14 protein-coding genes are annotated in these 12,632 nt (G+C 58.4%); 9 read left to right on the top strand and 5 right to left on the bottom strand.

Features of this window, described 5'->3' with window-relative positions:
- Positions 1–197 precede the first annotated feature (197 nt).
- Together greA and FHT85_RS02780 are read left to right on the top strand one after the other, a co-directional pair.
- Positions 198–674: a transcription elongation factor GreA gene (gene greA, locus FHT85_RS02775; RefSeq protein WP_015340574.1), complete on the top strand. Its 477-nt coding sequence runs from the start codon at positions 198–200 to the stop codon at positions 672–674.
- A gap of 6 nt (positions 675–680) precedes the next feature.
- Positions 681–1,760, top strand: coding sequence for a glycosyltransferase family 4 protein (locus FHT85_RS02780; RefSeq protein ID WP_112411616.1), 1,080 nt, complete (start codon positions 681–683; stop codon positions 1,758–1,760).
- Positions 1,761–1,769: 9 nt separating this feature from the next.
- Here FHT85_RS02780 and FHT85_RS02785 read toward each other — a convergent pair whose 3' ends face one another.
- The 3 genes from FHT85_RS02785 to FHT85_RS02795 all read right to left on the bottom strand — a co-directional run bounded on the left by FHT85_RS02785 (position 1,770) and on the right by FHT85_RS02795 (position 4,128).
- Positions 1,770–2,684 carry a glycosyltransferase family 92 protein gene (locus FHT85_RS02785; protein WP_112411749.1) on the bottom strand — a complete coding sequence of 305 codons (915 nt, stop codon included), beginning with the start codon at positions 2,682–2,684 and terminating at the stop codon, positions 1,770–1,772.
- A gap of 63 nt (positions 2,685–2,747) precedes the next feature.
- The gene (locus FHT85_RS02790; protein WP_112399061.1) at positions 2,748–3,656 is read right to left on the bottom strand and encodes a glycosyl transferase; all 909 of its coding nucleotides are present in this window, start codon (positions 3,654–3,656) and stop codon (positions 2,748–2,750) included.
- Between the two features lie 4 nt (positions 3,657–3,660).
- Positions 3,661–4,128, bottom strand: coding sequence for an Lrp/AsnC family transcriptional regulator (locus FHT85_RS02795; protein ID WP_015340578.1), 468 nt, complete (start codon positions 4,126–4,128; stop codon positions 3,661–3,663).
- 236 nt (positions 4,129–4,364) lie between these two features.
- Between FHT85_RS02795 and trxB the strand changes: the two genes are divergently transcribed.
- The 4 genes from trxB (at position 4,365) to FHT85_RS02815 (ending at position 8,377) form a co-directional block, all read left to right on the top strand.
- Positions 4,365–5,339, top strand: coding sequence for a thioredoxin-disulfide reductase (trxB, locus tag FHT85_RS02800; protein WP_112334343.1), 975 nt, complete (start codon positions 4,365–4,367; stop codon positions 5,337–5,339).
- Positions 5,340–5,362: 23 nt separating this feature from the next.
- Positions 5,363–6,259, top strand: a complete 897-nt coding sequence (locus tag FHT85_RS02805; RefSeq protein ID WP_015340580.1) for a LysR family transcriptional regulator VtlR — start codon at positions 5,363–5,365, stop codon at positions 6,257–6,259.
- 562 nt (positions 6,260–6,821) lie between these two features.
- The gene (locus FHT85_RS02810; RefSeq protein WP_112334342.1) at positions 6,822–7,115 is read left to right on the top strand and encodes an ArsR/SmtB family transcription factor; all 294 of its coding nucleotides are present in this window, start codon (positions 6,822–6,824) and stop codon (positions 7,113–7,115) included.
- A 149-nt stretch (positions 7,116–7,264) separates the two neighbouring features.
- Positions 7,265–8,377: an alkene reductase gene (locus FHT85_RS02815; protein WP_112411615.1), complete on the top strand. Its 1,113-nt coding sequence runs from the start codon at positions 7,265–7,267 to the stop codon at positions 8,375–8,377.
- Between the two features lie 101 nt (positions 8,378–8,478).
- On the opposite strand, the gene FHT85_RS02820 is transcribed toward FHT85_RS02815, so the two are convergent.
- Positions 8,479–9,456 carry an SDR family oxidoreductase gene (locus FHT85_RS02820; RefSeq protein WP_246779867.1) on the bottom strand — a complete coding sequence of 326 codons (978 nt, stop codon included), beginning with the start codon at positions 9,454–9,456 and terminating at the stop codon, positions 8,479–8,481.
- Positions 9,457–9,548: 92 nt separating this feature from the next.
- On the opposite strand from FHT85_RS02820, the gene FHT85_RS02825 reads away from it, so the two are divergent.
- Both FHT85_RS02825 and FHT85_RS02830 read left to right on the top strand, forming a co-directional pair.
- Entirely contained in the window at positions 9,549–10,463 is a 915-nt protein-coding gene (locus FHT85_RS02825) for a LysR family transcriptional regulator (protein ID WP_112411613.1), read from the top strand.
- Positions 10,460–10,981: a GrpB family protein gene (locus tag FHT85_RS02830; RefSeq protein WP_405047984.1), complete on the top strand. Its 522-nt coding sequence runs from the start codon at positions 10,460–10,462 to the stop codon at positions 10,979–10,981. The genes FHT85_RS02825 and FHT85_RS02830 overlap by 4 nt, the downstream gene beginning before the upstream one ends.
- On the opposite strand, the gene FHT85_RS02835 is transcribed toward FHT85_RS02830, so the two are convergent.
- A complete protein-coding gene (locus FHT85_RS02835; protein ID WP_015340586.1) occupies positions 10,978–11,259 on the bottom strand; it encodes a DUF2188 domain-containing protein in 282 nt (93 codons plus the stop codon). The genes FHT85_RS02830 and FHT85_RS02835 overlap by 4 nt on opposite strands.
- A 269-nt stretch (positions 11,260–11,528) precedes the next feature.
- On the opposite strand from FHT85_RS02835, the gene FHT85_RS02840 reads away from it, so the two are divergent.
- Positions 11,529–12,590, top strand: a complete 1,062-nt coding sequence (locus FHT85_RS02840) for a calcium:proton antiporter (protein ID WP_112411612.1) — start codon at positions 11,529–11,531, stop codon at positions 12,588–12,590.
- The last annotated feature ends 42 nt before the right edge of the window (positions 12,591–12,632 follow it).

Below are 12,632 nucleotides of genomic sequence, written 5' to 3' on the forward strand. Positions count from 1 at the left end.
GCGCCCCGCCAGCCGGTCGAATGGTCAAGGGCTTCAACAGGAGCTTGTCTTAAACCTTCGAATTTTCTGGCATTCGTCTGTCGCAATCTGCTATAGATGAGGGAATAACGGCTCTGGATGGTTCCGAAGTACCCCTTCGGGACCTGTTTTCTTTTGTGTCTGCAGCAGAGCAACACAGGGAGTGAAGGACAAGAAAAATGGTTGAAAAGGTACCGATGACGCAGAACGGGTTCGTCAAGCTGCAGGAAGAACTGCGCTGGCGTCAGCAGGAAGAGCGCCCGCGAATCATCGAGGCAATTGCAGAGGCGCGCGCCCATGGCGATCTCTCTGAAAATGCCGAGTACCATGCCGCCAAGGAAGCCCAAAGCCATAATGAAGGCCGCATCTCCGAGCTCGAAGATCTGACGGCGCGCGCCGAAGTCATCGATCTCACCAAGATGTCCGGCTCGAAGATCAAGTTCGGCGCCAAGGTCAAACTCGTCGACGAAGACACCGAGGAGGAGAAGATCTACCAGATCGTCGGCGACCAGGAAGCCGACGTGAAGGCAGGCCGCATCTCTATCTCCTCCCCGATCGCCCGCGCCCTGATCGGCAAGGAAGTCGGCGATTCCATCGAGGTCAATGCACCCGGCGGCGCCAAGGGCTACGAAATTCTCTCCATCACTTGGGGCTGATCGCCCGTGCGCGATCGCGAGACAGCGCATGCGAGCGATCTCCGTGAGATCGAAATCATAGCAACGAACTTCAAACGCCGGCTTTCCGGCGTTACGTCTACGATCGTGCAACTGATCCCCAAGCAGGTCGAGCTCGGCTATCATATCGCCACACTCGGCCCCGGCCTGCCGGAGAGCCTGCCAAGGCTCGGCTGGCTCCGCCTGCCCGGTCTGTGGATGAAGCCGCGCCGCTATCGCGTCCGCATTTGGCATGCCCGCCGCAACAACGAAATGCTAGCGGGTTTGCTGCTGCGCTCCGTTCTGCGCATGCCTCTCAAGCTCGTCTTTACCTCGGCCGCCCAGCGCCGCCATACAGGCTATACGCGCTGGCTGATCCGCCGCATGGATGCCGTGATCGCCACCAGCACCCGCTCGGGCAGCTTTCTCGAAGTGCCGCACACCGTCATCCAGCACGGCGTCGACCTCAACAGCTTCCATCCGCCGGAAAAGCTTGATGACCGCATGGCCGCAACCGGCCTGCCCGGCACCTATCTGATCGGCTGCTTCGGCCGCGTCCGCCATCAGAAGGGCACGGATCTCTTCGTCAAGGCGATGATCGAGCTGTTGCCGCGCTATCCGGACTGGACAGCCGTCGTGTGCGGCCGCGTGACATCAGAGCATCGCGGTTTTGGCGAGCAGTTGCAAAAGATGGTGGCGGATGCAGGCCTCACCGATCGCATCCGCTTCATGGGCGAAGTCGACGATATCAAGCCCTGGTATCGCCGCGCCACCCTCTATGTCGCCCCTTCCCGCAACGAGGGTTTCGGTCTTACGCCGCTCGAAGCCATGGCTTCCCGCACCGCCGTCGTCGCCTCGGATGCCGGCGCCTATGCCGAAATGATCGTGCCGGGTGAAACCGGCGCCGTGGTGCCGGCGGGCGATGGCGAGGCTCTCACCAGAGCGATCGCCTTCTATCTGGCCAATCCGGAGGAAACCCTTCATCAGGGAGAAAATGCCGTGCGCCATGTGCGCAGCGAATTCGCCCTGGAAAAGGAAGCGACCGCCATCGGCGACGTCTACAAGCGGCTGCTGGTCGCCAACAAGTGAGCGGATCAATCAGCGGCCGAGATCGATGCGCTCGCGCTCGATGAAATCGATCATCGAACGATCCTCCACCATGTCTTCCTCGATGCTTTTGACGATGGACAGGACCTTGTCCCGATATTTCGTCGCACTGCTGTCATAGGTCCAACCCCGCGCCAGCTTCTCCATCAGCTCCTGCCGGGACTTCGTATAATAGTGGTTCAGCTGCAGAAAACGGTTCGAATAGAATTCGGGCGACTTCCGCGCACGCCGGGTAAACCGCTTGCCCGCGTCATTGGCCGTCAGATCCCCGTAGGCCTGCGTCCGGAACTGGTGCACACTGACTTCGGTTACTTCACATGGATCGACGATACACTTGAAATTGCTGACGTTTTCCTTCGTCGTCATTGGATCGGCGCCGCGCATCGTATAATTCCACGTCAACGGTCCGTCCGGCGGCGTTTCATGGCCGCTGGTCGCAAACATATGCCAGGGCAGCGAGACATTCGGGAAATCGCCAACGGCTTCCAACGCCTGCTCGACCGTCGCAGCCTCCTTCGGCAGGAGGAATTCGTCCACATCGATAAACGCCATCCAGCGGTAGTCACCGCCAAAATTCAGGATGGCATGCGCGAAGGTAATGACCTGGCCGTTCAGTACCGCCGATGTCGCCGCATCGCGCATGCGCCCGGCCCAGGGAACAATCGTCAACGCATCTTCAGAGAGTAGGCTTCGAAGAAGCGAGCAGGTCTCATCCGTCGATCCATTATCATAGATATAGAAGTGACGAATGCCGACCGCTTGGTGGAAGCGCACCCATTCCTCGATATAACGAGCCTCGTTCTTCACACAGGCGGCAATGGCGATGCCATGGCGTCCTGCCCTTGGCTCGGGCGGATCAATGGACAGCTTCTTGGCGTCGGACGCCTTGGGTTTCAGCCAGCGCATAAGCTTCATTCCATCGACCCTAATTTCAAAGCAGGCCCGCCGGTCTTGCTGGCGTCAGCAAGATCACGCCTGCGGCTTCAATGCGAACCTGTCGTCGTAACCAAAATCATATTTCAGCAACGCCGAAACACGGGAATAGTTGACGAAAGAGACGCCGCGCTCGGCAGCGATTTGCCGGGCAAGTACGAGATGCTCGATAATGCGGGCCTCAGCGCGTGCAATGCCGGAAAAAGCTGTATCTCCGGCGGTCTCGTAAAAGCGGGGTTCTCCGGCATTGGAGATATCGATCCCCAGAAAGCCGACTTGATGCTTTGCGCAGTAAAGAGCAAATTGCAGCGCCGATACGGCAACGGATCCGCCCAGAAAAACTCCGCGATCCGGCGAGAGCGAAAAACCCGCCGAACCCTCAGCATCCAATCGCACATATTGCAGTTTTTTGAGATCGTCGAGGGAGCGGCGGCGCGCGCCATAGGGCTTGCGGATATCGTCGATTAGGATGATCGTCTTGTCCGCCAGCCAGCTTTTGTCGATCTCGCAGAGTGCACGCAGCACCGCCACGGAAAACAGGCAAAGCGAACCCGGCGCCACCTTCTCGCGCAGCATATCGAGATGCCGCCAGACAAAACGCTCATCCTCGACTGCAATTGCCAAAGGCTCGGCGATCCGGTCGCCAGACAAGCGGATGGCACCATTCAAAAGAATGGCACTGCGGAATTCCAGGCCGCTCAGATCGCTATTGCGAATCGATGGGCCTGATCCGACGATGTAGACCGCATCGCCGCAGCGTTCGCGCAGACGATCCATGCCGGCAAGGCTTGCAACCTTGACGCCGCGGTAAAGCACCTCGCTGACATTCTGGCTGCGGACGATGCTGAGCCCCGGAAACCAGTCCTGCACATGAGCCCGCGAGCCGCCCAGAAAGAGGCGCACGCCGGTTTTGATCAGCGACCGATGCCAGGGGCGATCCGCCATTCGCCTAGAGCTCCACCAAGCCGAGTTTCTTGACCTGTCGGATGGTCAGCATGGTGCGCACGGTATCGACATGTTCATTCGCCGTCAGGACTTCGATGACGAAATCCTGGAAACGGGTGAGATTTTCCGCAACGCAATGCAGCAGGAAATCACTGTCGCCGGACACCATCCAAGCCTGTCGAACCAGCGGCCAAGCCGAGGTTGCGCTGGCAAAAGCCTTGAGATTCGCTTCCGACTGATGCTTGAGGCCGACCATGCAGAAAGCCACGAGATCGAAGCCCAGTTTCGGGCTGTTCAGCATGGCGTGATAGCCTTCGATGACACCAGCCTCTTCCAATTTGCGCACGCGGCGCAGGCATGGTGGCGCCGAAATGCCGACCCTGTCCGCGAGCTCGACGTTGGTCATGCGTCCGTCCCGCTGGAGTTCCCGCAGAATCTTGATATCGATAGCATCGAGCTCAGCGCGAAGCACTTTTTTGCCTTTCTTTAATTCCCCCTCGCCAGCTTCTATATAAGGCTGGAAAATACGCAAGAAAGTTTCTCCCGCGTAGTTGATTCTAACACAAAGCGGATTTGCTCTGTGTGTAATGCAAGGCTGCCCTTGAATAAATGCATAAGGCAATCATAAATGAAGCGCGGATCGCGAAATCGCCTGTTTTGCGCGCTTGAGGCCGCGGTTTCGCAATCGCCGAATTGAAAGGACTGACTATGCCTGCCCGCCACACGAAGGTGCTCATCATCGGTTCCGGCCCAGCCGGCTACACCGCAGCGGTTTATGCCGCGCGCGCGATGCTGCAGCCCGTTCTGATCGCCGGTCTCGAACAGGGCGGCCAGCTGATGATCACGACCGATGTCGAGAATTATCCGGGATTTGCCGATCCGATCCAGGGTCCGTGGCTGATGGAGCAGATGCTGCAGCAGGCCCAGCATGTCGGCGCCGAGATCGTCAACGACCTCGTGACCGAAGTCGATACCAGCAAGCGTCCTTTCGTTGCCCATACCGACAGCGGTCAGGTCTGGACCGCCGACACTCTCATCATTGCCACCGGCGCCAAGGCGAAATGGCTGGGTATCGAGAGTGAACAGCATTTCCAGGGCTTCGGCGTCTCCGCCTGCGCCACCTGTGACGGCTTCTTCTATCGCAACAAGGATGTGATCGTGGTTGGCGGCGGCAACAGCGCTGTCGAGGAAGCACTCTATCTCTCCAACATCGCCAAATCGGTGACGGTGGTGCATCGCCGCGATACTTTCCGTTCGGAAAAGATCCTGCAGGAGCGCCTGTTCGCCAAGGAAAACGTTAGGATTCTCTGGAACACTGAGGTCGCGGAGATCACCGGGACGCCGGCCAAGCCGCCGATGCCGCCATCCGTCACGGGCGCGCGCCTGCGCGATACGCGCACTGGCGCCATCACGGAGATGCCGATCGACGGTGTCTTCGTTGCCATCGGCCACGCGCCGGCGACCGAGCTCTTCAAGGGCAAATTGAAGCTTAAGGACAATGGTTATCTCTGGACCGCACCGGATTCGACCGCGACCAACGTCGAAGGCATCTATGCGGCCGGTGATGTGACCGACGATACGTTCCGGCAGGCAATCACGGCAGCAGGAATGGGCTGCATGGCCGCACTTGAAGCGGAACGCTATCTGACTGGGCACATGCCCGTCGCCGTGGCTGCGGAGTGATGCAGCCGATGAGGGGAAACGGCATGCCATTGGATTGGGACAAGCTGCGTATCTTTCACGCGGCTGCCGAAGCGGGTTCGTTCACGCATGCGGCAGACAAGTTGCATTTGTCCCAATCCGCCATCAGCCGCCAGGTCAGCGCTCTCGAGCAGGATGTCGGCATAAAACTCTTCCACCGCCATGCGCGCGGCCTCATCCTGACGGAACAGGGCGAGCTGCTTTATCGCACCGCTCACGACGTTTTGCTGAAGCTCGAAACGGTCAAGATGCAATTGACCGAGACGACCGACAAGCCAAGCGGCAAACTGCGGGTGACGACGACCGTTGGCCTCGGCCAGGGCTGGCTCACCGACAAGATCCAGGAATTCCTGCAGCTTTATCCTGACATGTCGATCCAGCTCATTCTCGACAATGAGGAGCTGGACGTGAACATGCGTCACGCCGATTGCGCCATCCGTCTGCGCCAGCCGCAGCAATCGGATCTGATCCAGCGCAAGCTCTTTACCGTGCATATGCACGTCTATGCCGCCCCCTCCTATATCAACCGCTACGGCGAGCCGCAGTCGGTCGAGGATCTGGACGAGCATCGCATCATCAGCTTCGGCGAACCGGCACCGAACTACCTGCTGGATGTCAATTGGCTCGAGATTGCCGGCCGCTCATCCGACAACAAGCGCGCTCCGCATCTGCAGATCAACAGCCAGACATCAATCAAGCGCGCCTGCCTGCTTGGCATTGGCATCGCAGTACTGCCCGATTATATCGTCGGCCGCGACCCAGGCCTTATTCAACTCGCGATCAATGCAGACGTGCCGTCCTTCGACACCTATTTCTGCTATCCGGACGAAATGAAGAATGCGGCCAAGCTCAAGGTTTTCCGTGATTTTATCGTCGCGAAAGCGCGCAACTGGAATTTCTGACGAAGGTAAGTCACTGATAACCAACTCTTTTTAGGACTAGCATACGAGCCGCGCATATGATGCATAGCTGATATGCACAAATGAGAGTTGAAGCCTGCACATTTAACTACCATATCGCACATAGCTGATGCACACGGTGGCTTTTCCTCCCAGTTCCACCGCATTGGCTGTTCCCCTCTGGAGGTTTTTGACCTTCATACCTATAGGGCCCTGGTTTACTCCGGAGGCCCTTTTTTTTGCTCTTTTGTCCCAGACACGCCAAACGCATAACTGCCATGCACAAAAAAGCATTGCGCACTGCACAAATTAACATCATAACGCACACAGCTGATGCACACGGTGGCTTTTCCTCCCAGTTCCACCGCATTGGCTGTTCCCCTCTGGAGGTTTTGACCTTCACACCTATAAGGGCCCTGGTTCATACCGGTGGCCCTCTTTTTTTGCCCAATTTCTAAGCACGCATGTCGGCAGCCTTGCCGAAAATAATATTCGGCGTCACCCTTGATATATCGAAAATCATCGATACATAGATCGTAATTATTCGATATTGCTGGTAAGCACCATGGACAAAAACGAGATATTGAAGGCGTTGGCCAATCCGGCCCGGCTCGAAATCCTCAACCACTTGAAAGATCCGGAAGCCCATTTTCCGACGCAGGAACATCCGCTGGAGCTTGGTGTCTGCGCCAGCCAATTTGAGCGGTGCGGTCTCTCGCAATCCACCGTCTCGGCCCACCTCGGCACGCTTCACCGTGCCGGCCTGGTGACGACCCGGCGCCTCGGCCAGTGGATTTTCTACAAGCGCAACGAGGAAACAATCGCCGAATTCCTCGCGGCCATGGAGAAGGAACTCTGAAAATGTGGGTTGCTCTCCCTGCACCCGTGCTCACGTCCTTCGCAACCGCCGCGATCTTCCCCAAGAAGCGACTACCTTAACACATAGGTTCCCGGCCTTGGCGGTCGCCTCTTACTGATTTCTCCCTCCCCCAAAAGAAAGGACTGCCCATGACCAAACTGTTCGAACCGACGAAGCTTGGTGATATCTCCATCGCCAACCGCATCGTCATGGCGCCCCTGACGCGCAATCGCTCGCCGAATGCCGTGCCGAACGATCTGAACGTCAAATATTATGCCCAGCGGGCGACCGCGGGCCTGATCATCACCGAGGCAACGGCAATCACCCATCAAGGTCAAGGCTATGCCAATGTTCCCGGCCTTTACAGCAAGGAAGCGCTGGACGGCTGGAAGAAAGTGACGGAAGCCGTGCACGCCAATGGCGGCAAGATCGTTGTCCAGATGTGGCATGTCGGTCGCATCTCCCACACAACCCTGCAGCCGAACGGCGGCAAGCCGGTCTCCTCGACCTCCAGGCGCGCTGAAAACTCCAAGACCTATCTCGTCAATAGCGACGGCACCGGCAGTTTTGCCGATGTTTCCGAACCACGCGCCCTGGAAACCTCGGAAATTCCGGGCATCGTTGAAGATTATCGCAAGGCCGCTCGCGCCGCCATCGATGCCGGTTTCGACGGCGTCGAAATCCACGGCGCCAACGGCTACCTGATCGACCAGTTCCTGCGCGGCGATATCAACGATCGCACCGACCAGTATGGCGGCTCGATCGAGAACCGTACCCGCTTCCTGTTCGAAGTGGTCGATGCGGTCACCAAGGAAGTGGGCGCTGGCCGCACGGCAATCCGCATTTCTCCCGTCACGCCCTCTGGCGATGCCAGCGACCCGGCTCCCCAACAGCTATTCACCCAGGTCGTCGAAGGCCTGGCGAAATACGGCCTTGCCTATATCCATGTCGTCGAAGGCCAAACCGGCGGCAAGCGCGACTTCCTGCCCTTCGACTACGACGCGCTGCACGCGGCCTATAAGGCTGCAGGCGGCACGGCCGGCTGGATGCTCAACAATGCCTATACCCGCGAAATGGCGATCGAAGCTGTCGAGAGCGGCAAGGCTGATGTCGTTGCCTTCGGCAAGCCGTTCATTTCGAATCCGGATCTTGTCCGTCGCCTGAAGGAAAATGCGCCGCTCGCCCAATGGGACCAGGCAACGCTCTATGGCGGCGGCGCCAAGGGTTACGCCGACTATCCGACGCTCGAAGAAGCAGCCTAATTGGGGCTTCTCAGCCAGAGTGCGCTTTCGACAAAGAGCCCTCGCAACCTATGTTGCGGGGGCTCTCCATATCGGCTTCTGAAGCGAGTGAAACGAGCCATTCACGCAGTTTGCAGGCAACCGATCGATACAAGGCTTGCTCTCACCGCCTCATCGATCGGCGTATGCGGTTCCTCGCCAAGCACAGCCACCAGCCTGTCGTTCCGCATCTCCAGCGGCACATCCCAGAGATAGCTCATCTCGCGCAGTTCTCGCATGAATGTCACGAAGGGAGAGGCTAGCGGTACTATCCACCAGGGAAACGATTTCACCTTCACCTTGTGTCCAACCACGCGCTGTACGGCTTCGATCATCTGTCTGCCGTCTCCATCCCAATGACCGCGCATATGATAGACGGCGAAGGCCGGCAGCTCGTCGCCTTCCTCGATCAGCCGGATCATGGTTTCGGCAACATCGGGCAGATAGGCCCATTGATGGCCGACGCCGCGTTTGCCCGGATAGGTCATCGAAGTGATCGGTTTACCCGGCGTCACCATGGCTTGAGAAAACCAGCTGTTGGCGCGCGCGCCCCCGAAGAAATCGCCGGCGCGAACGATGATGACAGGGCTATCGCCCTGCTCTGCCGCTGCCCTCAGACGCCGCTCCATCTGCACACGGATGGCGCCCTTGCGGGTCTTCGGCCGCTGCGCGCTGTCTTCCGTGACAATCGGGAAAACATCGGGGCCGAAATTATAGACCGTACCTGGCAGCACGATCCGTGCACCGACCGCCTTGGCGGCGGCAATGGTGTTGTCGAGCATCGGCAGGACCACCTTGCCCCAATTGCGATAGCCGGGCGGGTTGACCGCATGCACGATGACATCCGCACCTTGCGCCGCCTTCAGAATATCATCCGCCTGCATGGCATCGCCCTGGAACCAGTCGAAATCCGGCTGGCGGCGAGCCGCCTCGGCCGCATTGCGGTTCAGCGCCCGGATGCGCCAGCCGCGAAGGGCAAGTCCTTGCGCGACAGCACCGCCAATGCCGCCAGTCGCGCCGAGTACCAGGGCCGTTTTCGTATTCTCTGTCTGGTTGCTCATCGTCATCTCCATCGGTTTCGATGGGCTGACTATGCTTGGTATCGGCGATAAACGAAATTGCCGAAAAATCTGCAGATGTTATACATAAATGTATGACAAAACTCACTGAACCAAGCTGGGATTTCTATCGTACCTTTCTTGCCGCGCTGGAACACGGCTCGCTATCAGCCGCTGCCCGCGAACTGGGCCTGACACAGCCGACGGTCGGCCGTCATATCCTTGCATTGGAGCAATCGGTCGGCGCAGAACTGTTCACGCGTTCGCAACAGGGGCTGCTGCCCACCGATGCCGCTATGGTTTTGAAACCCTATGCCGAGACTTTGGCCAGCACAGCTGCGGCACTGCTGCGCGCGGCCTCCGGCTCGAAGGATAAGGTCAGCGGCACGGTGCGCATCAGCGCGAGCGAGGTCATCGGCGCCGAAGTGCTGCCGCCGATCCTTGCCAAGCTGCAGGCAGGATATCCCGATCTGATCGTAGAGCTTTCGGCCTCCGATACGGTGGAGGATCTGCTGCAGCGTGAGGCCGATATCGCCGTGCGCATGGTCGCGCCCGCGCAAGAAGCATTGCTCGCTCGGCACATCGGCATCATCTCTCTCGGCCTCTTCGCCCATCGCAGCTATATCGAGCGGTACGGCAAGCCCGAAACCGTCGGGGAACTGGGCCGGCACAAGCTCATAGGCTTCGATCGCCAGACTGCCTATATCCGCATGATGACGAAGCGTTATCCTGTGCTCGAAGGCATTTCCTTCAGCTTTCGTTCCGATCACAGCATTGCTCTGCATAACGCCCTGCGCGCCGGCATCGGCATCGGCTTCCTTCAAATCCCCCTGGCAAGCCGCGATCCAGCCCTCGTGCAGCTGTTGCCGGAGATCAAGGTCGAGATCGACACCTGGATCGTCATGCACGAAAACCTGAAGACATCGCCACGCTGCCGCGTGACATTCGATGGGCTGGTGATGGGGTTGCTTGATTATATCAAGGAAAACAGCGTGGATAATGGATCTTGACCATGGCAACAGCGGTGGAACTGGTGCCATACGATCGGCGCTGGCCAGAGGATTTCGAGCGCATCCGTGATAAGCTTCAGCGATTGCTGGCGCCCTATGTCATGGCGATCGAGCACATCGGCAGTACGTCAATTCCCGGGATTGCCGCAAAACCGCTCATCGATATCGACATCATCCTGCGCAGCTCAGCCGATGTACCGCCGGCGACCCAGATTCTTCTAGGGGAGAATTACGAACCGCGCGGCAATCGCTATGACGACGATGTCTGGGCTTTCATGCGGCGCGACGGCAAGCCGCCGGAACGAATTTATCTCTGCCCACCGGACAACCGAACACACGAACGACGTTTGATCTTTCGCGATTATCTTCGGACCCACCCGGCAGAAGCAGCAGCCTATACTGCGCTGAAAGTGGAGCTGGCCGAACTCCATCGCCATGATGGCGATCACTACACCGCCGAAAAGCGTCGCTTCGTCGACGCGATTATAGAAAAGGCGTTAAAGAAGCCGAAAGGCTAAGCGCCAGGAGCAGTATCGATCGGCGGGAAATGCACCTGGCCATCGATGACTTCCGTTTCCGGTCGGTCACCGCCGTCGGCATATTCCTCATGCCACTTGCCGCTCTCGTCCTGCCAGCTGATTTCGGCTGAGTCTCCCCCGATCTGCTGTTCCGCGGCCACGATCCTGGCGGCCTCCACCGCCTCGGAATGTGTTGGAAACGCTTCCGAATAAACATCACGGAAGCGATAAGCCCACCCACCGTCATGCGGCACGATTTCGTAAACGACCTTGACCATTCAGACCCTCCTTCTCATCTGCCAAGACCTTCGAACCGGATGTCGCCGGCGGGATCGCGTGCATCTGAGACGGATTCGAGGATGCCGCGGCGTTGTGGTTGGGCAGACCTATCCGCGCAGTATTCCATTAAACCGCGTTAACTGCAAATTTCGCCCTCTTCCCGCAAGCTTGATGTGCGAACTCCTTGCTTTAGAGTGCAACCGTGAATCGGCGCAGAGGTGGGAAAGTGCTCATAGCAAAGTGGTTTAAGCAGGAAAGAAACCTGCTGGTGGCATTGATAGTTGCCGTTGGCGCCTATGTCGGCGAGCATTCCATTCTGGAAATGGGCCAGGGCGCATCAATGATCGCAGCCGCGGCATTGATCGCAACCATTGTGCTGGCCTCCATGCGCGTCGCCCATCATGCCGAGACGCTCGCCGTCAAGGTCGGCGATCCCTACGGCACGATGATCCTCACCCTTTCCGCCGTTGCCGTCGAAGTTATCATCCTTGCCATCATGATGAGCGGCGAGAGTTCGCCGACGCTGGTGCGCGACACGATCTACGCCGCCGTCATGCTCGATATCAACGGCATCCTCGGCCTCGCCGCCCTTCTCGGCGGGCTGAAGCATGGCGAACAGCCCTATAATGACGATTCCAGCCGGACCTATGGCGTGATGATCCTGACTGCCATGGGCATTTCGATGATCGTGCCGGAATTCATACCGGACGCGAAATGGCACTATTATTCCGCCTTCACCATCGTTGCGATGATCGCCCTCTATGCGCTGTTCCTGCGCATGCAAGTCGGCCGGCACAGCTATTTCTTCAGCTATAGCTATCCGCGCACGGAAAAGAAGCTCGCAGCTACCGAGGCTGAAGAACATCATGAAGAGGACTCCACGGCGACTTCGATCGTGACAATCCTGATCGGGGTCGTCCTGATCGGTACGCTCGCCGAATTCATGTCGGCCTTCATGGATACTGGTCTCAAGGGCACTGGCGCTCCGCCCGCCATCGCCGCGATAGTCGTTGCCGCCATCTCCGCTGCACCCGAAATTCTGACGGCTCTGCGGGCAGCCCTCAGAAACCGCATGCAGGCGACTGTCAACATCGCCCTTGGCGCCTCGCTGTCGACCGTGATCCTGACGGTGCCGGTCATGGAGGCGATTGCGCTCTATACCGGCCAGCCCTTCATCATGGCGATGTCGCCGGTGCAGACGGTCATGGTGATGATTACGCTGATCGTTGCAGCCATCAACCTAAACGACGGCGAAACCAACGCCATCGAGGGGATGACCCATTTCATTCTCTTCGCCACCTTCATCATGCTGACGGCGCTCGGCCTTTGACTCTGATTTCAGGGACTTACGCCGATGATCGGATTCAAATTG

The organism is Rhizobium sp. BK312 (assembly GCF_014193605.1).
In the GTDB taxonomy this organism is placed as follows: Bacteria; Pseudomonadota; Alphaproteobacteria; order Rhizobiales; family Rhizobiaceae; genus Rhizobium.

Bases quoted from the DNA above. Each gene is read 5' to 3' on its own strand.
- FHT85_RS02810 (WP_112334342.1), top strand. From the start codon at position 6,822: ATGGACAAAAACGAGATATTGAAGGCGTTGGCCAATCCGGCCCGGCTC.
- FHT85_RS02835 (WP_015340586.1), bottom strand. From the start codon at position 11,259: ATGGTCAAGGTCGTTTACGAAATCGTGCCGCATGACGGTGGGTGGGCT.
- FHT85_RS02825 (WP_112411613.1), top strand. From the start codon at position 9,549: ATGACAAAACTCACTGAACCAAGCTGGGATTTCTATCGTACCTTTCTT.
- greA (WP_015340574.1), top strand. From the start codon at position 198: ATGGTTGAAAAGGTACCGATGACGCAGAACGGGTTCGTCAAGCTGCAG.
- FHT85_RS02790 (WP_112399061.1), bottom strand. From the start codon at position 3,656: ATGGCGGATCGCCCCTGGCATCGGTCGCTGATCAAAACCGGCGTGCGC.
- trxB (WP_112334343.1), top strand. From the start codon at position 4,365: ATGCCTGCCCGCCACACGAAGGTGCTCATCATCGGTTCCGGCCCAGCC.
- FHT85_RS02820 (WP_246779867.1), bottom strand. From the start codon at position 9,456: ATGAGCAACCAGACAGAGAATACGAAAACGGCCCTGGTACTCGGCGCG.
- FHT85_RS02785 (WP_112411749.1), bottom strand. From the start codon at position 2,684: ATGCGCTGGCTGAAACCCAAGGCGTCCGACGCCAAGAAGCTGTCCATT.
- FHT85_RS02805 (WP_015340580.1), top strand. From the start codon at position 5,363: ATGCCATTGGATTGGGACAAGCTGCGTATCTTTCACGCGGCTGCCGAA.
- FHT85_RS02815 (WP_112411615.1), top strand. From the start codon at position 7,265: ATGACCAAACTGTTCGAACCGACGAAGCTTGGTGATATCTCCATCGCC.